Origin of the sequence: Pseudomonas corrugata (genome assembly GCF_001269905.1) — a bacterium.
GTDB lineage: Bacteria > Pseudomonadota > Gammaproteobacteria > Pseudomonadales > Pseudomonadaceae > Aquipseudomonas > Aquipseudomonas corrugata.
The window spans coordinates 18,936-42,155 of record NZ_LHVK01000004.1 but is presented as its reverse complement, the minus strand read 5'-3'; the positions used below and the strand labels follow the sequence as shown (position 1 = coordinate 42,155).

Genomic DNA, 23,220 nt, shown 5'->3' with positions numbered 1-23,220 from the left:
ATCGATTATTCGCGGAACCCTCCCTTGGACTGGCATACTGGGCGCCTTTTCGGGCCCGGTGCCTGACCCAGAGCCTGTGCGCTTGTGCATTCAAGAGGAACCGCGGTGAAGAAAATCGCAGTGTTCGCCGATGTCCAGAACCTCTATTACACCGTGCGCCAGGCCTATGGTTGTCACTTCAACTACGCCGCCCTGTGGGCCGATATCAGCAAACAGGGGCAGATCGTCGAGGCCTATGCCTACGCGATCGATCGCGGTGACAGCAAGCAGCAGCAATTCCAGCAGATCCTGCGCAACCTGGGTTTCACCGTGAAGCTCAAGCCCTACATCCAGCGCAGCGACGGCTCGGCCAAAGGCGATTGGGACGTGGGTATCACGCTGGACATCATGGACGCTGCCGACCATGTCGACGAGGTCGTGCTGGCCTCGGGTGACGGCGATTTCGACATGTTGCTCGAACGCATCATCAGCAAGCACGGTGTGCAGGCGGTGGCGTACGGCGTGCCGGGGTTGACGGCCAACTCGCTGATCCGTGCCGCCAGTCGTTACGTGCCCATCGAAGGCGCGCTGCTGCTCAAGAATTGATCGTTACGGAGTTCAGACAGGTTTGGAACGCATCGCAGTCATCGACTTTGAAACCACCGGAATCACCCCGAGCAGCAGTTGCCGAGCCACGGAAATCGCCGTGGTGATTCTCGAGCAAGGCCGGATCGTCGACCGCTACCAGAGCCTGATGAATGCCGGCGTGCGGGTGCCGGCCTTCATCGAGCAACTGACCGGCATCAGCAATGCCATGCTGCGCAGCGCGCCTTCGGCCGAGCGGGTGATGAACGAGGTCAACGAATTCGTCGGTATCACGCCGCTGCTGGCGCATAACGCCGCGTTCGACCAGAAGTTCTGGGACTTCGAACTGGGGCGGATCAAGCGCACTCGCCTGCAGAATTTTGCCTGTTCGTTGTTGCTCGCCCGACGCCTGATGCCGGCCGCGCCGAACCACAAGCTCGGCACCCTCAACGCCTTCGCCGGCCTGCCCCATACCGGCCAGGCCCACCGGGCCATGGCCGACGCCGAAATGGCCGCCAACCTCACCGCGCACCTGGCGTCGGAACTGCGACACAAGCATGGGCTGCGGGAGCTGTCCCACGATCTGTTGTGCAGCTTGCAGAAGGTCCCGGCGGCCAAGATCAATGAGCATCTCAAGCGTCATCGCGGGTTCTAAGATCACCGCCATCCAAATGTGGGAGCGAGCCTGCTCGCGATGGCGGTGTGTCAGCCACTGCAAATATTGACTGACCTGGCGCTTTCGCGAGCAGGCTCGCTCCCACAGGGGATTGATGGTGGGCGCGGGGATCGGATCAACCCGAATAACTGTGGGAGCGAGCCTGCTCGCGATGGCGGCGGCAAAGATAAAACAGTTGCTCCCACAGGGTTTGATCGGTGTTGGGCGATTTACTTGCCGTTGCCTTCCAACTGCCCCAATGGCACCCGCTTTTCAATGGCACTGGACAGTACGATCGAAGTCTTGCTGAAGCCGAACTTGGCGATCCGGTTGATCAGCTCTTCCAGCTCCGGCATCGAGCCGACCGCCGCTTGCATGATCACGCAGGGGTCGCCGGTCACCCGGTGGCATTCGGTCAATTGGGGAATCTTGCACAAGTCGTCGTAGGCCTTCTGGTTGCCGTGCTGGTTCATCCGCAATTCGATCACGCACTGTACCGGCAGGCCGATCTTGGCCATGTCGACCTTGGCCTGGTAGCCGGTAATGATCCCGCTGGCCTCCAGCTTGCTGACCCGCTCGGCTACGGCCGGGGCCGAGAGGTTCACTTTGCGGGCCAGTTCGGCAAAGGACGCACGACCGTTTTCCAACAAGGTGCTGAGCAGCATGCGGTCGTATTTATCCACGGTTTGGCTTCCAGGTGAGATGACTTTCGAAAGCACGGTTTATAGCGCTGATCTCCTTGGTTTGAAAAGTGTATGGCCAGGATAAACAGGTTTTGTAGCTTATTTTCCGCCCGTCGCCTTTCTAGAATAACGCCTCTCATTGTCCTGACTTCGAGCTGACCATGCCTGGCCCACGCCGTTTTCCACTGCCGCTGATCGCTGCCTTCTTCGCCCTGTATATCATCTGGGGGTCGACCTATCTGGTGATTCGCATCGGCGTGGAGCATTGGCCGCCGCTGTTGCTGGCCGGGATTCGCTTCGTGCTGGCTGGCTCGCTCATGTATGGCTTCCTGCGCTGGCGCGGGGCGCCGGCACCGACCTGGGCGCAGTGGAAGGCCGGGGCAATCATCGGCGTGCTGCTGCTCAGTTTTGGCAACGGCGCGGTCAGTGTCGCCGAGCACACCGGCGTGGCGTCCGGGGTCGCGGCGTTGGCCGTGGCGACGGTGCCTTTGTTTACCCTGCTTTGCGGGTATTTCTGGGGCGCGCGTAATACGCGCCTGGAATGGGCGGGAATCGTGCTCGGGTTGATCGGTATCGCAATGCTCAACCTGGGTTCCAATCTGCAATCCAGTCCGCTGGGTGCAACCCTGCTGGTGTTCGCGGCAGCGTCGTGGGCGTTCGGTTCGGTGCTGAGCAAGCATCTGCCATTGCCAGCGGGGGCAATGGCCAGTGCCGTGGAAATGCTGGTGGGCGGCGTGGTGCTATTGATCGGCAGCTTCGCCAGTGGTGAACACCTGGAGCGCATTCCACCGTTCGAAGGCTGGTTCGCCCTGGCCTACCTGACCTGCTTCGGTTCGATCATTGCCTTCAACGCCTACATGTACCTGCTCAAGCATGTACGGCCGGCGGCGGCCACCAGTTATGCCTACGTCAATCCGGCGGTGGCGGTGCTGCTGGGGATTGTGTTTGCCGGCGAAAGTATAGGCATCGAAGAGTCCCTGGCGATGCTGGTGATCATCAGTGCAGTGGTGTTGATCGGGCTGCCTCAGTGGCGCAAACCCAAGCCTGCGCCGGTTGAATCCTGAATTAAGGTAAACTGCCGCGCATTGCACACCCTGCGCTGATTTTTCCTACGGTACTTCCATGACTTTCGCCACCCTTGGCCTGATCGAACCCTTGTTGCGCGCCCTCGAGACGCTCGGCTACCAGACCCCGACCCCGGTGCAGGCCCAGGCCATACCGGCGGTGCTGGCCGGTCGCGACCTGATGGCCGCGGCCCAGACCGGCACTGGCAAGACCGCCGGTTTCGCGGTGCCGCTGTTGCAGTTGCTGACCACCGAAGGACCGAAAGTGGCTGCCAACTCGGTACGGGCGCTGATTCTGGTGCCGACCCGCGAACTGGCCGAGCAGGTCCATGAAAGCGTGCGCCAATACGCTCAGAACCTGCCATTGAGCACCTACGCCGTGTACGGTGGCGTCAGCATCAACCCGCAGATGATGAAACTGCGCAAGGGCGTCGACCTGCTCGTCGCCACGCCGGGGCGCTTGCTCGATCTGTTCCGACAGAACGCGCTGAAGTTCAACCAGTTGCAGACCCTGGTGCTGGACGAAGCCGATCGCATGCTTGACCTGGGTTTTTCCGAGGAACTGGCGAATATCTACAAAGCGCTGCCGAAAAAACGCCAGACGCTGCTGTTCTCGGCGACCTTTTCCGACGCCATTCGTTTGCTGGCCGGGCAGATGCTCAACGATCCGCTGAGCATCGAAGTGAGCCCGCGCAACGTCGCGGCCAACACCGTCAAGCAATGGGTGGTGACGGTGGACAAGAAGCGCAAGCCAGAGTTGTTCGTGCACCTGTTGCGCAAGAACAAGTGGAAGCAGGTATTGGTATTTGCCAAGACCCGCAACGGCGTCGATGCGCTGGTGGAAAAGCTCCAGGGCCTGGGCGTCAACGCCGATGGCATCCACGGCGACAAACCCCAGGCCACCCGCCAGCGCGCACTGGACCGTTTCAAGCTCGGTGAAGTCCAGATCCTGGTGGCCACCGACGTCGCGGCCCGTGGGCTGGATATCGAAGACTTGCCGCTGGTGGTGAATTTCGATTTGCCGATCGTTGCCGAAGACTACATCCATCGTATCGGCCGTACTGGCCGAGCAGGCGCCACGGGGCAAGCGATTTCCCTGGTGTGCGCCGATGAAGTGAACCTGCTGTCAGCCATTGAGATGTTGACCCGCCAGACGTTGACCCGCCAGATGGAACAGGACTTCGAGCCTGAGCATCGGGTGCCGGATACCGACGCCAGTGGCCAGGTGGTCAAGAAACCGAAAAAGCCGAAGAAGCCAAAAACCTCGGGCGGTGGCGGCAAGCGCAACCTGGGCAAGTGGGTGGACAGCGGGGACTCGGCGCCGGTGGAGCCCTCGGTCAAGCCGGTGCGCAAGGTGCCGGTGTTCAATACCGGGCCGCGTAAAAAGAAACCCTGATCCGTGATCGTTCCCACGCTCCGCGTGGGAATGCATCCGAGGACGCTCGGCGTCATAAAAGTCGAACGCGGAGCGTCCGTTGAGGCATTCCCACGCGGAGCGTGGGAATGATTACTGCCTTAAGAACTCCAGCATCCCCAGCCCCGCCGCTCGCCCACTGGCGAAGCACGCCGTCAGCAGATAACCACCGGTCGGTGCTTCCCAGTCGAGCATTTCCCCCGCGCAGAACACGCCGGGTATCCGCTTGAGCATCAGGCTTTCGTCCATGGCTTCGAACATCACGCCACCAGCGCTGCTGATGGCTTCATCCAGAGGGCGGGCCTTTACCAGAGTGATGGGCAACGCCTTGATGGCCTGGGCCAGGCGTGCCGGGTCGGCGAAACGGTCGGCGGGTGTCAGCTCGCGTAACAACGCCGCCTTGACCCCATCGATCCCCAACTGGCTGTGCAGGTGCTTGGCCATCGAGCGTGAACCGCGCGGCTTGCTCAAGGCCTGGAGAACTTTATCCACAGGCCGGCCCGGCAGCAGGTCCAGATGGATCGTCGCGCTGCCATGGCGATTGATGGCCTCGCGAATCGGTGCCGACAGGGCGTAGATCAGGCTGCCTTCGATGCCGGTGGCGGTGATCACACACTCGCCGAGACGGGGGACGTCGTCGTTCATGCCAATGGCGATGTTTTTCAGCGCAGCGCCGGCGAACCTGCTGATCATCAGGTCGCTCCAGGCCTGCACGTCGAAGCCGCAGTTACTCGGCTGCAATGGCGCAAGGGCGACGCAGCGCTGTTCCAACGCCAGCATCCAGGCGCCGTCGGAGCCCAGGCGCGACCAACTGCCGCCGCCCAATGCCAGCAGCGTGGCGTCGGGCTGGAGCGTTTTTTCACCTTCCGGACCAGCTATTCGCAGGCTGTTGTCGGAGTTCCAGCCGAGCCAGCGATGTCGTGTATGGATTGCCACGCCGGCGTCGCGCAGGCGCTTGAGCCAGGCACGCAGCAGCGGAGCGGCTTTCATATCGGTAGGAAATACCCGCCCGGAGCTGCCGACAAAGGTTTCGATGCCCAGCCCGTGAATCCATGTACACAGTTCGTCCGAGCCGAATGCTCGTAGCAATGGGGCTAGATTCGGTGCCCGTTCGGCGTAGCGGGACAGGAATGCCGGGAAGGCTTCCGAATGGGTGATATTCATACCACCGACGCCGGCCAGCAGGAACTTCCTGCCCACCGAGGGCATGCCGTCGTACAGGTCGACCTGAATGCCGGCCTGGCTCAACACCTCGGCCGCCATCAAGCCGGCAGGGCCGCCGCCGATGATGGCGACGTGGGGAGTGGAGGGCTTGGAAGCTTGGGTCATGGTGTGGACTGCAGAGATGGGAATAAGCGCGGCATTCTATCAGCACGAAAATCCTGTGGGAGCGAGCCTGCTCGCGATTGCGGTGGATCAGCGACATCAATGTTGGAGGGTGGACCGCTATCGCGAGCAGGCTCGCTCCCACAGGGGATGAGGGTGTTGCTGAAATGTGCTCAAAAAACAACCAGTCCTCTGCAAGCTATACCCGGTATAGCCTGTAGGCCGTTTCGCTCAGGTTATCCACAGGCCGCTCCACAGGCATTGTGGGTAACGCATCCAGGCTTCAATGACACCCTGATGACGTCCAGACCTTTTGTGCGCTGTGATGCAGGATCCCGTGGCGTCGGGCCAGGGCCCTGCGATCCTTGCTGTAGCCGCCGCCGATCACCCCGACCACCGGGATGTCACGCCCGAGACAATGGCGCATGACGCTCTCATCCCGGGCGGCGAGCCCTTCGTCTGTCAGTTTCAGGTACCCAAGGGCGTCGTCCTTGTGTACGTCGACACCCGCGTCATACAGCACCAGATCAGGCTGGTAGAGCGGCAACAGATAGTTGAGGGCATCGTCCACCACCTGCAGATACGCGGAGTCTTCCATGCCCATCGGCAGCGGAATGTCCCAGTCGCTTTGGGCCTTGCGTGCGGGAAAATTCTTTTCGCAGTGCAAGGAAACTGTCACTGCGTCCGGGGTGTCATGGAGTATTCGCGCGGTACCGTCGCCCTGATGTACGTCGCAGTCGAAAATCAGCACCCGCGAGACGCGGCCGCTGGCGAGGAAATAACGGCTGATCACCGCCAGGTCGTTGAAAATGCAAAAACCGGCAGGGTGGTCGTAGTGGGCATGGTGGGTGCCTCCGGCCAGATGACAGGCCAGGCCATGTTCGAGGGCCTGCTCGGCCGCCAGCAGCGAACCGCCCACGGCCCGTACCGTTCGCCTGGCCAGGGCTTCGCTCCAGGGCAGGCCGAGCCGCCGTTGGTCTTCGCGGGACAACTCGCCGCTCATGTAGCGTTCGATATAGCTGCGATCGTGGGCCAGGGCGAGGACCTCGGGCGGGCACAGCGACGGGCGCAGCAGGTCCGCGTCGCGGGTCAGCCCACTGTCCACCAGGTGGTCGCGCAGCAGACGGAATTTGTCCATGGGGAAACGGTGTTCCGCCGGGAACTCGGGACTGTAGTCTTCGTGATAGATAAGCGGCAGCGGCATGGTGTTTTCAGCGGTGATTGAGTGACGGATCCTACCAGCGATGTAGACTTTAGTGGCCTGTGTGGCTAATTCGTGTACTCAAATTCACCGTACAGGCCACCGGGCATGGAAAGGGAGTGAAGATGGAGCCGATACTGGAACTGGAAAGTGCGCGGCTGCTCATGCGGCAGTGGCACGATGAAGATTTGCCGGAATTTGCCGCCATGTCTGCCGATCCGCAGGTGATGCGTTATTTCCCGGTGCCCCTGAGCCGCCTTGAAAGCGCCGCGCTGATCGGGCGCGTGCGCGGGCATTTTGCCGAACATGGTTTTGGCTTGTGGGCCCTGGAGCGCAAGGACACCGGTGCCTTTATCGGTTTCACCGGCTTGGGTGTGGTGGGGTTCGACGCGCATTTCACGCCAGCAGTCGAGATCGGCTGGCGCCTGTCCCGGGAGCACTGGGGCCTGGGTTATGCCAGCGAAGCTGCCTGGACGGCGTTGCGCTGTGGGTTTGACCGCTTGGGGCTGGACGAAGTGGTGGCATTCACCTCCACCGACAACCTGCCGTCGCAAAAGGTCATGCAGGCGATCGGCATGCACCATGACCCGGCTGACGATTTCGAACATCCAAAACTCGCGGTCGGTCATCCATTGCGTCACCATGTGCTCTATCGCATCAACCGGGAGCAGTGGCTGCAGACCCTGCACGGTTAACCGACACGGACGTCTACACTGCCCGCCAGAATGGGCAATAATTGATCCACCGTCGCGGCGCAGACTGCGCGGTGTGCTGTGTGAGGAAGTCTGAATGAGCCACGTGTTGGAAGATCTGGTCGACCTGCTGACCCTGGAACCGATCGAAGAAAATCTGTTTCGCGGCCGCAGCCAGGACCTGGGGTTCCGCCAGTTGTTCGGCGGTCAAGTGCTGGGCCAGTCGTTATCGGCGGCCAGCCAGACGGTGGAAGAGGCGCGCCATGTGCATTCGATGCACGGCTATTTCCTGCGTCCGGGCGACGCGGCGTTGCCAGTGGTCTACCAGGTGGACAGGGTGCGTGACGGCGGCAGCTTCAGCACCCGCAGGGTCACGGCGATCCAGAAAGGAAACCCGATCTTCACCTGCAGTGCTTCGTTCCAGTACGACGAACAGGGTTTCGAGCACCAAAGCACCATGCCCCAGGTCGTCGGACCGGAAAACCTTCCCTCCGAACTGGAGCTGACCCAGCAGCGGGCGCATCTGTTGCCCGAGCACATGCGGGAAAAACTGCTGTGCCCCAAGCCGATCGAGGTGCGCCCGGTCACGGAAAAGGACCCGTACAACCCGCAACCGGCCGACCCGGTCAAATACGTGTGGTTCCGTGCCGATGGCGCCTTGGCGGATTCGCCGGCGCTGCACAAGTACCTGCTGGCCTACGCTTCGGACTTCGGCCTGCTGACTACTTCGATGCTCCCCCATGGCAAATCGGTCTGGCAGAAGGACATGCAGGTCGCCAGCCTCGACCACGCCTTGTGGTTCCATGCTGACCTGCGTGCCGACGACTGGTTGCTCTACGCCATGGACAGCCCTTGGGCGGGTAATTCCCGTGGGTTTTCCCGTGGCAGCGTGTTCAACCGCGCCGGACAACTGGTGGCCTCGGTCACCCAGGAAGGCCTGATCCGGCATCGCAAGGACTGGGCATGAACCTGGTTGATGTACGGCACTGGGTCTTCGACATGGATGGCACGCTGACCGTCGCCGTGCATGATTTCGCGGCGATTCGCGTGGCCCTGGCAATTCCGCCCGAAGACGACATCCTGACCCACCTGGCGGCATTGCCGGCTGATGAAGCCACGGCCAAGCATGCCTGGCTGCTGGAGCACGAGCGGGACCTGGCGCTGGGCTCCAGGCCAGCACCGGGTGCGGTCGAGCTGGTACGTGACTTGGCCGGGCGTGGCTATCGCTTGGGGATCCTGACCCGCAACGCCCGGGAACTGGCCCATGTAACGCTCGAGGCCATTGGCCTGGCCGATTGTTTCGCCGTGGAGGACGTGCTGGGTCGTGACGAAGCACCGCCCAAGCCGCACCCGGGTGGTCTGTTGAAACTGGCCGAGGCCTGGAACGTGCCGCCGGCGGACATGGTCATGGTCGGCGATTACCGCTTCGACCTGGACTGTGGCCGTGCGGCGGGCGCGCGGACCGTGCTGGTGAACCTGCCGGACAATCCGTGGCCGGAGCTGACGGATTGGCACGCCCGGGATTGTGGCGAGTTGCGGCGGATGATTTCGGCTTGAGAGACAGGTCGGCAGTTTGATCGCTATCGCGAGCAGGCTCGCACACAATGGGGATTCTGTGGACGCTGATGATGTAATCGACACCGTCCCGTGGGAGCGAGCCTGCTCGCGATGAGGCCTTTACGGCCCAAACAAGGCCTTCAGCCCCTCAGCCGAATTGAACATCCCATCCCCATCATGCCCCACGCCGGGTACTTCGATCAGCCGCTGGTTCAATCCTTCTGGATGGCGTCGGGTCAAGTAGTCGAAGAAGAAATGCCCACGCAGCAACCGATACGGCCCCTGGGTCTGCGCCTCACAGCTTTTATCCAGTGCCGGGTGCTCCGGGTCGACGTCCTGCTGCCCGAGCAGGTAGGTGATGTCGTACTTGATGTAGTTTTCCTCCAGCTGGGCGGCTGTTTTCCCGGCGGCATAGGCGGGGAGGTTGTGCAGGCCGTATTTCCAATGATTGAAACCGGGGCAACCGCCAGGGTCGAAGGCCATGGGCCGCTGTGCATCGAAATAGGCATAGGACGATGGGTTGGCAATGACGAAGCGCGGGGCAATCCGATATTGCCCGTGGGCAAGCAGGGCGTAGCGCTGAACCACCTGGGCGCCGCCGGAATGACCGGCGATGACGATTTCCTTCACGTCGGGAAACTGCTGCCGGTCGCTGACCCGCGCAACGATGTCGTCGAGAACCTGGTAGGAACTGACCGGATTCGGTCCTGTGGATAAGCCACCGGCCATCCAGTCATTTCCTTGCCAGCGCAGCAGATCGTTGGGGAGTTGATGGTGAGCGACGTCCTGCTCGTTGAGAAACTGTGGGGCGATGATCAGCGTGGTGGCCAGCTGTCCGGCCTGGCCGGCCGCTTTCTCGGCGCTATGCAGGTCGGTGTCGGCATTGCGCAGGCGTCCATGGAGGATGATCAGCACGCGCTGGATAGACGTCGGGGGCGGGCTCACCCCGACGACCATGCTGCCGCCTTTGAGCTGCAGCCGCCCCTCAGCCACCGTATTCACACCGTGTTCGTCAGCCTGGGCGAAGAGGCCGCACAGTACCAGTGCGATTGATGCTGCCCATTTCATCTACAGGTTTTTCGCCGCGAAAGTGTCGCATTGGTTGACCTGGCCTTGGGCGAACCCGGCCTTGAACCAGCGCACCCGCTGCGCCGAAGTGCCGTGGGTGAAGGAGTCCGGCACCACGCGCCCCTGGCCTTGTTGCTGCAAGCGATCGTCACCGATGGCGTTGGCGGCGTTCAAGGCTTCTTCAACATCTCCGGGCTCCAGCCAGTTCAGGCGCTTCTGTGCATGGTTGGCCCAGACGCCGGCCAGGCAATCGGCCTGCAACTCCTGGCGCACCAGCAAACCGCCGTCACCTTCCATCTGCCGGCCTTGCTGGCGAGCCTCCTGGATTTTCGCCGACACGCCGAGCAACGTCTGCACATGGTGGCCGACTTCATGGGCGATGACATAGGCCTGGGCAAAGTCCCCGGCGGCGGAGAAGCGTTGGGACATCTCCTTGAAGAAACTCATGTCCAGGTAGACCTGCCGATCCGCCGGGCAATAGAACGGGCCGGTTGCCGATGAGGCGAGGCCGCATGCCGAGTTGACCCGACCGCTGAACAGCACCAGTTTGGGTTGCTGGTACTGGCGTCCGGCCTGCTGGAAGACCTGGCCCCAGGTGTCTTCGGTATCACCGAGGATCGAACGTACGAACTCGGCCTGTTCATCGTTGGCCGGTGGCGCCTGGCGGGTTTGAGACGAGGTCGGTGCGGACTGATCCATCTGCCCGGCCAGTTGCCCGAGGATCTGCATCGGATCCTGACCGGTGATCCAGCCGATGCCGACAATCAGGAGAATGGCCGTCAGGCTCAGTCCCTTGCCACCGCCAAAGCGCATCCCGCCACCGCCGCCGTCACCACGGGCGTCCACCACGTTGTCACTGCGGCGACCTTTTTTCCATAGCATGTGGGAGTCCTCTGATTGACCGTGTGGACAGTGTTGCCGTTGAGTGTGGATGCTGCCAGTGGCAAGCGCGGTTTTTGAGGCCTGGGTGCATGCCCTTCCTGAAGCTTTCAGGCAATGGCTGAAGGTTTTGGTTCATCGATGGATGAATACTGTATTCGGTTCCAGAATTTGCATTAGACTCCGAATATTCTGGAATTGGCTGCTTAATCAGGATGCCCCATGGCTGGAAGTCAAATTGAACGGGTTTTCGATGTCTTGGAGTGTCTCGCCAGCGAACCTCGCGGCTGGCCACTCCAAGGGCTGGCCGAACAACTGCAGATCCCCAAAAGCGCCACTCACCGCTTGCTCGCCGAGCTGATGCGCCTGGGCTACGTGCGCCAGAACCCCGAGAACCTGCGCTATCACATGTCTACCCGGCTGATCGCCTTGGGGTTTCGCTATCTCTCGCGCAGTGGTGCCGACATCGTGCAGCCGGTGCTGGACCGTCTGGCCCGGGAAACGGGTGAGCTGGTGCGCCTGGGGGTCATCGAAGGGGAACGCCAGACCTGGATCGCCAAGTCCCAAGGGGCGCGGTCCGGTTTGCGCTACGACCCGGACATGGGGCGCGAGACGCCGCTGTTCTACACGGCGTCGGGCCATGCCTGGCTGGCGTGCATGAGCGATGCCGAGGCGCTGGCGCTGGTCGAGCGCCAGGCTGCGCAGGTGCCCGCCGACGTAGGGCCAAACGCGCCCCACAGCACCCATGAACTGCTCGAGTACCTTCGCACTGCCCGCGAGCAGGGGTATGCCTGTGTCGAGGAAAGCTCGGCGGTCGGCACTTCGGCCATTGCCGCCGTGGTGCGACATCCGCAGGACAGCCGGATCGTCGGCGTACTCAGCGTTGCCGGGCCCAGTGCGCGAATGACGCGGGCGCGGTTGCATGAATTGGCCCCGACCTTGCTGACGTTTGCCGAAGAGCTGTCGCAAGCGAGCCAGGCGTCGGAACTGTTCGACTGATACTTGCAGATATTGGCCTTTCAATCAGGATCACCACATGACTGTCAGCACCCCGCTTTCCGGTGTCAATCAGGCCTTCAAGGGCATCCTGTTGATTGTCTTCGCGACGTTCCTGTTTTCCAGCCATGACGCGCTGTCGAAATACCTCTCGGGTTTCTATCCGATCATCATGGTGGTGTGGGCCCGCTATGTGGTGCATACCCTGCTGATGGCCGGCATCTTCCTGCCGCGCTCGGGGCTGCGGGTGCTGCGCACGAAGCGTCCGTTCTGGCAGTTGGCGCGGGCCTTGTGCCTGTTGGGCACCAGTCTGTTTTTCACCACGTCGTTGCTGTACATCCCGTTGGCCGAGGCGACTGCGGTCAACTTCCTGGCACCCGTGCTGGTCACCGCTTTGTCGGTACCTCTGCTGGGCGAACGGGTGACACGCGGGCAGTGGGTGGCGGTGATTTTCGGCTTCATCGGCGTGCTGATCATTGTCCATCCCGGTGGCGACCTGTTCACACCAGCCGTGCTGTTGCCGTTCTGTTCGGCGCTGTTTTTCTGTTTTTATCAATTGCTCACGCGCAAGCTCAGCGAAATCGACAGTCCCACCACCAGCAACTTTTTCGCCGGTCTGTGCAACACGTTGGTGATGAGCGCGTTGGTGCCGTTCTTCTGGCACGTGCCGAGCCTGTTGCACGGGGCGATGATGCTGGCGCTGGGGGCCTGTGGGATGACGGCGCACCTGATGCTGACCCAGGCTTTCCGCGTCGCCGCTCCGGCATTACTGGCGCCCTTCAGCTATTGCCAGATCGTGTTCGCCGGCCTGCTGGGTTGGTTGCTGTTCAGCCACACACCGACCCTGACCACGGTGCTGGGTATTGTGCTGATCTGTCTCAGTGGGTTGGCTGCCGCGTGGCAGCAGCGGCGCAGATGACACGGACCTGTGGCGAGGGGGGCTTGTGGGAGCAAAGCTTGCTCGCGATGAGCGGAAACACGATCTGTAAATCGAGGTGCCTTCGTCGCGAGCAAGCTTTGCTCCCACAGGCTTTGCTCCCACAGATTTCTCTGGGATCTCTCTTCACCGCGTGAATCAGTTTTCCAGCGTCGGAACCTTGCGCGGCGACATGAGGTAAAGCCAGATCAGAGCAATGAAGTACATCGCCGGGATCAGGGTGAACAGTACGGTGTAGTTGTTATGGGTCACCGTCAGGATGTGTCCCACCAGTTGGGTCATGAACATCCCGCCGATGGCCGCGCACATGCCGCCGAAGCCGAACACCGTGCTCATCATGTGCTTGGGCGTGTAGTCCATCACCAGGCTCCAGATGTTGGCAGTCCAGGCCTGATGCGCGCCGATGGCCAGGGAAATGGCGAACACCGCCATCCACAGGTTGCTGGCACCGGCGGCCATGATCACGCCGACAATACAGCAGGCGAACAGCAGCATGGAGACCAGCCGAGCCTTGATCGGATCCAGCCCGCGGCCGATCAGGAACGAAGACAGGATACCGCCACCCACGCTACCGAAGTCGGCGCTGAGGTAGATGATGATCAGCGGGATGCCCATCTGCGTCACGTTGATGCCCAGGCTGTATTGCTGGTTCAGAAACGGTGGCAACCAGTAGAGGTAGAACCAGAACACCGGCGCCGTGATCGAGTAGGCCAGGGCGAACGCCCAGGTACCGCGCATGCGCAGGATGCGGGAGAAGGGCACGCGGGCCTGGTCCGGTTCGCTTTCACGCTGGATGTAGTCCAGTTCCGACTGTTTGACGCTGGGGTGGTCTTCGGGGTTGAAGTATTTCAGGCCCCAGAACAGTAGCCAGATCCCGCCCAATGCAGCCATGCACAGGAACGCAGCCTGCCAGCCCCACACTTGCAGGACCAGCGGCAGCAGCATGGGTGTGAACATGGCGCCGACGTTGGTCCCGGCGTTGAAGATGCCGGTTGCCACGGCCCGTTCACCCGCCGGGAACCACAGTCGGGTGGTCTTCACACAGGCGGGGTAGTTGGCGGCTTCGGTGAGGCCCAGGATGAAACGGCAGACCATGAAGCCCGCCGCGGAAGTCGCCAGGCCATGGGCGCCGGTCGCCAGGCTCCAGAGCAGCACGGCGAAGAAGAACACGCGCTTGACGCCGATCCGGTCAATCAATCGGCCCTGCAGTATGAAGCCGACCGCATAGCCGACCTGGAACCAGAAGTTGATGTTGGCGTAATCCATCGCCGTCCAGCTCATTTCCTTGGCCAGGATGGGTTGCATCACGCCCAGGGCAGCGCGGTCGATGTAGTTCAGCGTGGTGGCGAAAAACACCAGCGCGAGCATGCCCCAACGGGTCTTGCCCACAGCCAGGGCGCCGCGGATCTTGTCGCCGACACCGCCGGTCGTGACGCCCATGCCCGGGGTCAGGGGGGAACTTTGGGAAGGGTTCATAGGTGTGTGCCCGTTTTTGAAATTTTTATGGGGTGATCTGGGTTTCATCCATTGATGTCGGCGCTTTTGGCCTGCAGCAATGTGGAGCCGATGGTGCGCAGTGGAGGGAAAAGTCGTCAATTCGCCCCAGGGCATTCTGTTCGATAATCGCCCAAAAAACTAACTGAATGGTACATATTGAATTGCTGAAAGGCGTTGGCACCTCAATAATCTCTCCATTCTTTCAAAAGCGGCGAACCTTCTGTAGCCGATGTCTGTCCCGGGAGCCGAACCCATGCAGCGTTCCATTGCCACCGTATCCTTGAGCGGTACCCTGCCGGAAAAGCTCGAAGCCATTGCCGCCGCCGGTTTCGACGGGGTAGAGATCTTCGAGAACGACCTGCTCTATTACGACGGCAGCCCTCGGGAAATCCGGCAGATGTGCGCTGATCTTGGGATCGCGATCACACTGTTCCAGCCGTTTCGTGACTTCGAAGGTTGCCGCCGTGATCGCCTGACCCGCAACCTGGAGCGCGCCGAGCGCAAATTCGACCTGATGCAGGAACTCGGCACCGACCTGGTGCTGGTGTGCAGCAACGCCTCGGCCGACAGCCTGGGCGATGAGCGGATTCTGGTGGATGACCTGCGGCTATTGGCCGAGCGGGCCGGCGCGCGGGGCTTGCGCATCGGTTACGAGGCGCTGGCCTGGGGGCGGCACGTGAACACTTATCAACAGGTCTGGAACATTGTGCGCCAGGCTGATCACCCCAGCCTGGGCGTCTTGCTCGACAGCTTTCATACCTTGTCCCTCAAGGGCGATCCGAGTGCCATTGCCGAGATCCCAGGCGAAAAGATTTTCTTCGTGCAGATGGCCGATGCGCCGATCCTGGCGATGGACGTGCTGGAGTGGAGCCGGCATTTCCGTTGTTTCCCGGGGCAGGGGGAATTCGACCTGCCGGGCTTCCTGGCGCCGATCATCAAGAGTGGTTATACCGGGCCACTGTCGCTGGAGATCTTCAACGACGGTTTCCGGGCCGCGCCGCCACGGGCCAATGCCGCCGATGGCCTGCGTTCGTTGCTGTACCTGGAGGAGAAGACCCGCCAGCGCCTGGCCGCGGAAGCTGCGCAGGTGGACAACCTCGATAGCCTGTTTGCCCCACCGTCGGCCAGCGACTATGACGGCATCGAGTTTCTTGAATTTGCCGTGGACGATAACCTCGGCGCCAAGCTGTCCCACTGGCTGCAAAGGTTGGGGTTCGTCAAGGCCGGCCAGCATCGCTCCAAGAATGTGAGCCTGCTGCGCCAGGGCGATATCAATTTGATCCTCAACTGCGAGCCATACTCCTTTGCCCACAGCTTCTTCGAAGCCCACGGACCGTCGCTATGCGCCACCGCGGTGCGGGTAAAAGACAGTGCCAGTGCCCTTAAACGGGCCGTGGATTACAAGGGGCAGCCCTATCGCGGCCTGGTGGGGCCCAACGAATTGGAGCTGGCGGCGGTGCGCGCACCGGACGGCAGCCTGATCTACCTGGTGGACCAGCAGGCGGACGTCTACGGAACGGATTTCAACCTGCAAACGGGTGCGGTCATCGGGGCCGGGCTCAAGCGTATCGACCATATGGCAATGGCGCTGCCGGCCGACAGCCTCGACAGTTGGGTGCTGTTCTACAAGAGCCTGCTGGATTTCGAAGCCGATGACGAAGTGGTGTTGCCCGATCCTTATGGCCTGGTGAAGAGTCGGGCCCTGCGCAGTCGCTGCAGTTCGATCCGGTTGCCCCTGAACATTTCCGAAAACCGCAACACTGCGATCTCTCACGCGCTGTCGAGCTATCGCGGTTCCGGCGTGCATCACATCGCCTTCGACTGCGATGACATCTTCGCCCAGGTCAGCCGTGCCAAGGAGGCCGGCGTGCCGTTGCTCGATATTCCGCTCAACTATTACGACGACCTGGCGGCACGCTTCGATTTCGACGATGAGTTTCTCAGCGAACTGGCGTATTTCAATGTGCTGTACGACCGCGACGCACAGGGTGGTGAACTGTTTCATGTCTACACTGAGCCGTTCGAAGGGCGATTTTTCTTTGAAATCATCCAGCGCAAGGGCGGCTATGCCGGGTATGGCGCGGCCAACGTCGCGGTGCGACTGGCGGCCATGGCCAAGTCCCGCAGCGGTGGCTTGCGGCACGCCAAGTTGTAGGGAAATCGTAACGCGGCAGTAAAACGGTAATCCTGTGCCTTCCTTCACTGCACGGGCCAGCCCATAATCGCCAGCTTGTGCAGTGATGGCCGTGAGCCCGCAATGACTATGAATCCAGAACTGTCCGACGCCCTCGACGAGCCTCTCGTCGCGCCGCGCAAGAGTCGCAAGAACAACCCGGAGAAGACCCGGGAAAACATTCTTCAGGAAGCCATCGTCGAGTTTGTGCAGCAGGGTCTGGCCGGCGCCCGGGTCGATGCCATCGCTGAGCGCATCCACACGTCCAAGCGGATGATCTACTACTACTTCAACAGCAAGGAGCAGTTGTACATCGAGGTGCTGGAAAAACTCTACGGTGATATCCGCAGCACCGAGAGCCGCCTGCACCTGGCGGAGTTGGCTCCGGTCGATGCGATCCGGCGCCTGGTGGAGTTCACTTTCGACCACCACGACCGCAATGTGGATTTCGTGCGCATCGTCTCTATCGAGAACATCCACAACGCCGAGTACGTCAAGCAATCAGGCGTGATCAAGGCGATGAACAGCAGCATCCTCGACGCCCTGGACCTGATCCTGCGTCGCGGTGCCGAAGAAGGCGTGTTCCGCGCCGGCCTCGAACCCCAGGATGTGCATCTGCTGATCAGTTCGTTCTGTTTCCACCGGGTGTCCAACCGTCACACCTTCGGCGAGATTTTTCAGATCGATCTGTCGGACGAGGCGATCAAGCAGCGTCATCGCCAGATGATTTGCGAGTCGGTGTTGCGGTATCTGCAAGCCTGAGTGCAAACCCTTGTGGGAGCGAGCCTGCTCGCGAGACGGTGTGTCAGTCGAAACAAAAGTGACTGACACACCGCTTCGCGAGCAGGCTCGCTCCCACAGGGTCTTCAGTGATTCATGCTTTGGAAATGCTCCAGCATCCGCTGCGCATCCGGCACGATGCCGCTGAACAGTTCGAACGCCTTCACGGCCTGGAACACTGCCATGTTGCCGCCATCCAGCGTGCGGCAACCCAGGGCCCGGGCGTTGCGCAACAGTTCGGTTTCCAGCGGGAAATAGACGATCTCGGCGACCCACAGTTCGCCCCGCAGCAATTCGACCGGAACCGGCATGCCGGGTAGTTTCGCCATGCCCATCGGCGTGGTGTTGACCAGGCCGTTCGCCTCGGCCATGGCGGTGGGCAAATCGTGCCCGGCACGGGCGCGGCCGGCGCCGAAGTGCTGGTTAAGATTGTTTGCCAGGGCTTCGGCACGGCTGAACTCGACGTCAAAAATGCTCAGCGTCTGGACACCTTCCGCCAGCAGCGCGTGGGCAACCGCTGCGCCGGCACCTCCGGCGCCCATCTGCACCACAGATCGACGCAAAACTTCCTCCAGGCCGCGGCGAAAACCCTCGGCAAACCCGAGGCAGTCGGTGTTGTGGCCGATGCGCTTGCCGTCCTTGAACACAACGGTATTCACCGCGCCAATGCCGCGGGCTTCGCTGGAGAGGTCATCCAGAAGCGGGATGATCGCCTGTTTGCAGGGGAAGGTGATGTTCAGGCCGGTGAAGTTCATGTGCTCGGCAGCCGTTAGCAGATCGGGCAAGGCACTGCTGTCGAGTTTCAACGCATCAAGATCGATCAAGCGGTAGAGATAGCGCATGCCTTGGGCATCCCCCTCATGCTCATGGAGCGCGGGCGTGCGAGACGCCTGGATGCCTGCGCCAATCAGGCCGGCCAGTACGGTGCTATTCGACATGCGCTTCAACCTTTCAACCGCTGACTGAAATGTTCCAGGGCCAGGCGATAGCCATGGCTGCCAAAGCCGCACATCACACCGATGGCGACGGACGAAACGAAGGAGTGGTGGCGAAACGTTTCCCGGGCATGAACATTGGACAGGTGGACTTCGATCACCGGAACTTCGCTGGCGACCAATGCATCGCGGATCGCTACCGACGTGTGTGTCCAGGCCGCCGGGTTGATCACGATGCCGGCACATCGGCCGCGGGCGCCATGAATCCAGTCCAGCAACTCGCTTTCCTGGTTGGTCTGGCGAAATTCCATCGCCAGGCCGAGTTCTTCAGCGGCGCGGCCGCACAGCGCCGAGATATCCGCCAGGGTTTCATGGCCGTAGGTGGCGGGCTCTCGGGTGCCGAGCAGGTTCAGGTTCGGGCCGTTCAGCACCAGAACGATCGGAGGCATTGCAATTTCTCCACATTGTTATTGTTGGCTTCGGTCGGATTTCAGCCGGTGGAGATAAATTGTACTAGATAGTTAATTTGGTCAAACGAAGCCGCTGTTGTTGGCTAATAAGTGTTCGATGATCGGACACAGAGACGAGGGAGCTTTGCTCTCGCTGGGCCCTGTAGGAGCTGTCGAGCGAGGCGAGGCAGCGATCTTTTCACTGCCAATGGGTTTGAAAGGGAAAGATCAGGATCAAAAGATCGCAGGCTTCGCCAGCTCCTACAGCGTTCAGCGGGGATAAATCCCCTCGCCACAGGCATTGGCTCAACGCCGGGTCAGCAACACCCCGGATTCCATGTGATGGGTCCATGGAAACTGGTCGAATAACGCGCAGCGCGTGATGCGGTGGGTATCGTGCAGTTGCGCGATGTTCGCGGCGAGGGTTTCCGGGTTGCAGGAGATGTACAGGATGTTGTCGAAACGCCGGGTCAGCTCGCAGGTGTCCGGGTCCATGCCGGCGCGCGGCGGGTCGACGAAGACGCTGCCGAATGCATAGCTTTTCAGGTCGATGCCGTGCAGGCGGCGGAACGGACGGACTTCGTTCAAGGCTTCGGTCAGTTCTTCGGCCGACAGGCGCACCAGCGTTACGTTATCCACTGCGTTTTCACTGAGGTTGCTCAGCGCCGCGTTCACCGAAGTCTTGCTGATTTCGGTGGCCAGCACCTTGCGCACACGGGTCGCCAGGGGCAGGGTGAAGTTGCCGTTGCCGCAGTACAACTCCAGCAGGTCGTCGCTGCGATCGCCCAGGGCTTCATAAGCCCAGTTGAGCATCTTCTGGTTCACGGTGCCGTTGGGCTGGGTGAAGGCGCCTTCGGGCTGGCGATAGCTGAAGGTGCGACCGCCCACGTCCAGTTTCTCCACCACGTAGTCGTGGCCGATCACTTCCCTCTTGCCCTTGGAGCGACCAATGATGCTGACGCCCAGGTCGCTCGCCAGCTTCGAGGCCGCTGCATGCCAGTGCTCATCCAGGGGGCGGTGATAACACAGGGTGATCATCGCATCGCCCGCCAGGGTGGTCAGGAACTCCACCTGGAACAACTTGTGGCTCAGGGGCGCACTGGCCTGCCAGGCGGCCTTGAGCTGCGGCATCAACTGGTTGATGCGCAGGCTGGCGATGGGAAACGTTTCGATGAGGATCGGCGTGCGCTTGTCGTCCTGGGAGAACATCGCGTAATGCCGTTCGCCGGCCTCGCGCCAGAGACGGAATTCGGCGCGCAAACGGAAGTGCTGCAGCGGCGAGTCGAACACGGCCGGTTCCGGTGCATCGAACGGGGCCAGCAGGTCGCGCAGGCGGGCGACCTTGTCCTGGAGCTGGGCGGTGTAGGCCTGGGTATCAAAAGTCATGCGTTGAACCAACCCAACTTGATCACGAACAGAATCGACAGGATGACCAGCGCCGGGTTCAGCTCACGGCCGCGACCGGACACCAGCTTGATGGCGGTCCAGGCGATGAAACCGAAGGCAATGCCGTTGGCGATGGAGTAGGTGAACGGCATCGCCAGTGCGGTAATCACGACCGGGGCGGCGACGGTGATGTCGTCCCAGTCGATTTCCGCCAGGCCCGACGTCATCAGCACAGCCACGAACAGCAAGGCCGGTGCGGTGGCAAAGGCTGGCACGCTGGCGGCCAGTGGGGAGAAGAACAGCGCCAGCAGGAACAGGATCGCCACGACGATGGCGGTCAACCCGGTGCGGCCACCGGCGCTGACGCCCGCCGCCGATTCGATGTAGCTGGTGGTGGTGGAGGTGCCCAGCAGCGAACCGGCCATGGCCGCGGTGCTGTCGGCGATCAGCGCACGGCCCATCTTCGGCATGTGGCCGTCCTTGCCCATCAGCCCGGCGCGCTTGGCGACGCCGATCAGGGTGCCGGAGTTATCGAACAGGTCGACGAAGAGGAAGGCGAAGATCACGCTGACCAGGCCGATGTCCAGGGCGCCCTTGATGTCCAGTTGCAGGAAGGTTGGGGCCAGGGATGGCGGCATCGACATCACGCCGCCGAACGGAGTGAAGCCCATCAGGATCGAAACGATGGTGACCGCGAGAATGCCGATCAGCACTGCTCCGCGCACTTTCAGTGCTTCGAGGGCGACGATCAGGACGAAACCGAGCGTGGCGAGAATCGGCGCCGGTTGCTTCAAGTCGCCAAGGCCGACCATGGTGGCCGGGTTCTTTACCACGATGCCGGCGTTGCCCAGGGCGATCAGCGCCAGGAACAGGCCGATGCCGGCGGCAATGGCCGAGCGCAGGGGCAGGGGGATGCTGTTGATGATCCACTCGCGGATGCGAAAGATCGACAACAGGAAGAACAGCACGGCTGAGATGAACACCGCACCCAGCGCCACTTGCCAGGTATGGCCCATGTGCAGAACCACGGTGTAGGTAAAGAAGGCGTTCAGGCCCATGCCCGGGGCGAGGGCGATCGGGTAGTTGGCGATCAGGCCCATGACCGTGGAGCCGATGGCTGCCGCCAGGCAGGTAGCGACGAACACCGCGCCCTTGTCCATGCCGGTTTCGCCGAGGATGCTCGGGTTGACGAATAGAATGTAGGCCATGGCCAGGAATGTCGTGATGCCCGCCAGGATCTCGGTCCGCACGTTGGTGTTGTGTGCCTTGAGTTGAAACAGCCTTTCCAGCATGTCTGCTCCCCGTGGCGCGCCGGGCGCCGTGAATGTATCGACCTCAACAGCAAAGCACAGACGGCCAATGGCGTCCGGGAGTTTTCTGCGGGTCGGAAAAAGCCGCGCATCATACCAGCAGCGTGGCGATGTGACTGCGATCGTCGTCGATGTTTTATCGAAGCAAAAAGAGGGCCATACTGCGCGCGGTTCCCGGAGGTCGATTAGGTGTCGCATGAAAAGAAATCTGCTGACAGTGGCATGCGCAGTGGCCTTGTGGTTGCCCGGACAGATCGTCAATGCCGCATCGGCTCCTCCCTTGAGCCAGGTCAAGGTGCTCAAGGTCGAGTCGCCGGCCTGTGGCTTTGAAGACATTACCGAAGGCCAGGCACAGACCCGATGTGACCACCGAGGCCCGAATATCAAGGTCTACGTGCTGGAGGTTGGCTACGGCCACCAGCCCCATGTCACGCTCGACGGTTTCGAAGTCGACGGCACCCGTTCGCCGGTGTGTGCGTTCAGCAATGGCAATCTCAATGATTGTTCCATCCGAACCAAAGTGGTCGGCTATCTGTATATCTTCGACCTGAAGGGCAAGCAGGAAGGCACCTTCAATTTCAGCAATACGTCGATCAACGCCCCAGGCAATCGCATGTCGACCCAGTTGTACATCAAATAGCCCGCCTGGCTCTGTAGGAGCTGTCGAGCGAAGCGAGGCTGCGATCTTTCCCCGGTCGGTCGAGTCCCGAGCGGAAGATCAAAATCAAAGATCGCAGCCTTTGGCAGCTCCTACTAGGCTTCCAGTAATCACTCAGCGGAGAGTCGCCATGAATCCTGGAACCAAGATCCCCAGGGCCCTGATCGTCGTTGCCGAAGGGGTCGACGACTTGCAGGCCGTCACCCTGATCGATGTGCTGCGCCGGGCGCAGGTCGAAGTGGTCGTGGCGAGTATCGAAGGGCGACGGATGCTGACCTGTGCCCGCGGTACACGCCTGACGGCCGATGGCATGTTGGTGGATATGCTCGTGCAGGACTTCGACCTGATCGTCCTGCCCGGTGGCATTGTCGGTGCCCAGCACCTGGCGGCTCATCAGCCCCTGCAACAGTTGATCAAGGATCAGGCTGCCACCGGACGTTTCTTCGCCGCCATTGCCGAAGCGCCGGCATTGGCGCTGCAGGCTTTCGGCGTCCTGCGTCAGCGGCGCATGACGTGCCTGCCCGCCGTCAGCCAGCAATTGTCCGGGTGCAGTTTCGTCGATCAACCCGTGGTGGTGGACGGCAACTGCATCACCGCCCAGAGCTCGGCGGCCGCCCTGGCGTTTGCCTTGACGCTGGTGGAACAGCTCAGTGGCAAAGGCGTGCGGGCTGTGGTGGCGGCGGAGTTGCTGGCCTGACAGACGTCAGGCGTGCTGTGGGAAAGGTTCGATAACAGGTTGTTCGCGCTGTTCGGCTTGCCATAAGTCGTAGTCGGTCTGAACCCCCAACCAGACCCTGGCCTTCCCGATCCCTGCCCGTTCCAGGCGAACAGCCAGATCCGGGCTGACAGGTGCATGGCCATGCAACACCCGAGAGAGATGAGGCCGGGCGAAGCCAAGGTGCCGTGCCAGCTCGGTGACGGTGATACCCAATTCGGGCAGTACGTCCATCAACAACGTTTCGCCAGGGTGTGGCGGGTTGTGCATGGGCATTTTCC

24 protein-coding genes are annotated in these 23,220 nt (G+C 61.5%); 13 read left to right on the top strand and 11 right to left on the bottom strand.

The window, feature by feature from the left end:
- Positions 1-105 precede the first annotated feature (105 nt).
- Together AD665_RS05700 and AD665_RS05695 are read left to right on the top strand one after the other, a co-directional pair.
- A complete protein-coding gene (locus tag AD665_RS05700; RefSeq protein ID WP_024780298.1) occupies positions 106-585 on the top strand; it encodes a LabA-like NYN domain-containing protein in 480 nt (159 codons plus the stop codon).
- 22 nt (positions 586-607) lie between these two features.
- Positions 608-1,219: a 3'-5' exonuclease gene (locus AD665_RS05695; protein ID WP_024780299.1), complete on the top strand. Its 612-nt coding sequence runs from the start codon at positions 608-610 to the stop codon at positions 1,217-1,219.
- A gap of 230 nt (positions 1,220-1,449) precedes the next feature.
- On the opposite strand, the gene AD665_RS05690 is transcribed toward AD665_RS05695, so the two are convergent.
- Entirely contained in the window at positions 1,450-1,902 is a 453-nt protein-coding gene (locus AD665_RS05690) for an Lrp/AsnC family transcriptional regulator (RefSeq protein WP_024780300.1), read from the bottom strand.
- Between the two features lie 161 nt (positions 1,903-2,063).
- Here AD665_RS05690 and yedA point away from each other — a divergent pair, with 161 nt between their 5' ends.
- Both yedA and rhlE1 read left to right on the top strand, forming a co-directional pair.
- Positions 2,064-2,966 (top strand): drug/metabolite exporter YedA, encoded by a 903-nt coding sequence (yedA, locus tag AD665_RS05685; RefSeq protein ID WP_024780301.1) that lies wholly within the window; start codon positions 2,064-2,066, stop codon positions 2,964-2,966.
- 58 nt (positions 2,967-3,024) lie between these two features.
- Positions 3,025-4,362: an RNA helicase RhlE1 gene (gene rhlE1, locus AD665_RS05680; protein ID WP_053191338.1), complete on the top strand. Its 1,338-nt coding sequence runs from the start codon at positions 3,025-3,027 to the stop codon at positions 4,360-4,362.
- 111 nt (positions 4,363-4,473) lie between these two features.
- Here rhlE1 and AD665_RS05675 read toward each other — a convergent pair whose 3' ends face one another.
- Positions 4,474-5,709, bottom strand: a complete 1,236-nt coding sequence (locus tag AD665_RS05675; protein WP_024780303.1) for a TIGR03862 family flavoprotein — start codon at positions 5,707-5,709, stop codon at positions 4,474-4,476.
- A gap of 280 nt (positions 5,710-5,989) precedes the next feature.
- Positions 5,990-6,910 carry a histone deacetylase family protein gene (locus tag AD665_RS05670; RefSeq protein ID WP_024780304.1) on the bottom strand — a complete coding sequence of 307 codons (921 nt, stop codon included), beginning with the start codon at positions 6,908-6,910 and terminating at the stop codon, positions 5,990-5,992.
- Between the two features lie 122 nt (positions 6,911-7,032).
- On the opposite strand from AD665_RS05670, the gene AD665_RS05665 reads away from it, so the two are divergent.
- The 3 genes from AD665_RS05665 to AD665_RS05655 all read left to right on the top strand — a co-directional run bounded on the left by AD665_RS05665 (position 7,033) and on the right by AD665_RS05655 (position 9,156).
- Positions 7,033-7,602, top strand: coding sequence for a GNAT family N-acetyltransferase (locus AD665_RS05665; protein WP_024780305.1), 570 nt, complete (start codon positions 7,033-7,035; stop codon positions 7,600-7,602).
- A gap of 94 nt (positions 7,603-7,696) precedes the next feature.
- Positions 7,697-8,566 carry an acyl-CoA thioesterase II gene (tesB, locus tag AD665_RS05660; RefSeq protein ID WP_024780306.1) on the top strand — a complete coding sequence of 290 codons (870 nt, stop codon included), beginning with the start codon at positions 7,697-7,699 and terminating at the stop codon, positions 8,564-8,566.
- Positions 8,563-9,156 (top strand): HAD family hydrolase, encoded by a 594-nt coding sequence (locus AD665_RS05655; RefSeq protein WP_053191336.1) that lies wholly within the window; start codon positions 8,563-8,565, stop codon positions 9,154-9,156. The genes tesB and AD665_RS05655 overlap by 4 nt, the downstream gene beginning before the upstream one ends.
- 120 nt (positions 9,157-9,276) lie before the next feature.
- Here the strand turns inward: AD665_RS05655 and AD665_RS05650 are convergent, their stop codons facing one another.
- Positions 9,277-10,224: a hypothetical protein gene (locus tag AD665_RS05650; RefSeq protein ID WP_053191334.1), complete on the bottom strand. Its 948-nt coding sequence runs from the start codon at positions 10,222-10,224 to the stop codon at positions 9,277-9,279.
- Positions 10,225-11,106, bottom strand: coding sequence for a KPN_02809 family neutral zinc metallopeptidase (gene ypfJ / locus AD665_RS05645; RefSeq protein ID WP_024780309.1), 882 nt, complete (start codon positions 11,104-11,106; stop codon positions 10,225-10,227).
- Between the two features lie 219 nt (positions 11,107-11,325).
- Between ypfJ and AD665_RS05640 the strand changes: the two genes are divergently transcribed.
- Entirely contained in the window at positions 11,326-12,102 is a 777-nt protein-coding gene (locus AD665_RS05640) for an IclR family transcriptional regulator (RefSeq protein ID WP_024780310.1), read from the top strand.
- A gap of 37 nt (positions 12,103-12,139) precedes the next feature.
- Positions 12,140-13,018, top strand: coding sequence for a DMT family transporter (locus tag AD665_RS05635; RefSeq protein WP_024780311.1), 879 nt, complete (start codon positions 12,140-12,142; stop codon positions 13,016-13,018).
- A gap of 156 nt (positions 13,019-13,174) precedes the next feature.
- On the opposite strand, the gene AD665_RS05630 is transcribed toward AD665_RS05635, so the two are convergent.
- The gene (locus AD665_RS05630; RefSeq protein WP_053191332.1) at positions 13,175-14,512 is read right to left on the bottom strand and encodes an MFS transporter; all 1,338 of its coding nucleotides are present in this window, start codon (positions 14,510-14,512) and stop codon (positions 13,175-13,177) included.
- Between the two features lie 274 nt (positions 14,513-14,786).
- Here AD665_RS05630 and quiC point away from each other — a divergent pair, with 274 nt between their 5' ends.
- Together quiC and AD665_RS05620 are read left to right on the top strand one after the other, a co-directional pair.
- Positions 14,787-16,688 carry a 3-dehydroshikimate dehydratase QuiC gene (quiC, locus tag AD665_RS05625; protein ID WP_053191330.1) on the top strand — a complete coding sequence of 634 codons (1,902 nt, stop codon included), beginning with the start codon at positions 14,787-14,789 and terminating at the stop codon, positions 16,686-16,688.
- Positions 16,689-16,790: 102 nt separating this feature from the next.
- Complete coding sequence (locus tag AD665_RS05620; RefSeq protein WP_024780314.1) at positions 16,791-17,468, top strand: TetR/AcrR family transcriptional regulator; 678 nt, start codon at positions 16,791-16,793, stop codon at positions 17,466-17,468.
- A 104-nt stretch (positions 17,469-17,572) separates the two neighbouring features.
- Here the strand turns inward: AD665_RS05620 and AD665_RS05615 are convergent, their stop codons facing one another.
- The 4 genes from AD665_RS05615 to AD665_RS05600 form a co-directional block, all read right to left on the bottom strand.
- Positions 17,573-18,424: a shikimate dehydrogenase gene (locus tag AD665_RS05615; protein WP_053191327.1), complete on the bottom strand. Its 852-nt coding sequence runs from the start codon at positions 18,422-18,424 to the stop codon at positions 17,573-17,575.
- A 5-nt stretch (positions 18,425-18,429) separates the two neighbouring features.
- Positions 18,430-18,870, bottom strand: coding sequence for a type II 3-dehydroquinate dehydratase (aroQ, locus tag AD665_RS05610; RefSeq protein ID WP_024780316.1), 441 nt, complete (start codon positions 18,868-18,870; stop codon positions 18,430-18,432).
- A 306-nt stretch (positions 18,871-19,176) separates the two neighbouring features.
- Entirely contained in the window at positions 19,177-20,256 is a 1,080-nt protein-coding gene (trmA, locus tag AD665_RS05605) for a tRNA (uridine(54)-C5)-methyltransferase TrmA (protein WP_053191325.1), read from the bottom strand.
- The gene (locus AD665_RS05600; protein ID WP_053191323.1) at positions 20,253-21,548 is read right to left on the bottom strand and encodes an NCS2 family permease; all 1,296 of its coding nucleotides are present in this window, start codon (positions 21,546-21,548) and stop codon (positions 20,253-20,255) included. The genes trmA and AD665_RS05600 overlap by 4 nt, the downstream gene beginning before the upstream one ends.
- Before the next feature lie 214 nt (positions 21,549-21,762).
- Here AD665_RS05600 and AD665_RS05595 point away from each other — a divergent pair, with 214 nt between their 5' ends.
- Positions 21,763-22,206 (top strand): DUF4879 domain-containing protein, encoded by a 444-nt coding sequence (locus AD665_RS05595; RefSeq protein ID WP_053191321.1) that lies wholly within the window; start codon positions 21,763-21,765, stop codon positions 22,204-22,206.
- Positions 22,207-22,354: 148 nt separating this feature from the next.
- Positions 22,355-22,921, top strand: a complete 567-nt coding sequence (locus AD665_RS05590) for a DJ-1 family glyoxalase III (RefSeq protein ID WP_024780320.1) — start codon at positions 22,355-22,357, stop codon at positions 22,919-22,921.
- A 6-nt stretch (positions 22,922-22,927) separates the two neighbouring features.
- Here AD665_RS05590 and AD665_RS05585 read toward each other — a convergent pair whose 3' ends face one another.
- Positions 22,928-23,215, bottom strand: a complete 288-nt coding sequence (locus AD665_RS05585) for a HigA family addiction module antitoxin (RefSeq protein ID WP_024780321.1) — start codon at positions 23,213-23,215, stop codon at positions 22,928-22,930.
- Positions 23,216-23,220 lie beyond the last annotated feature (5 nt).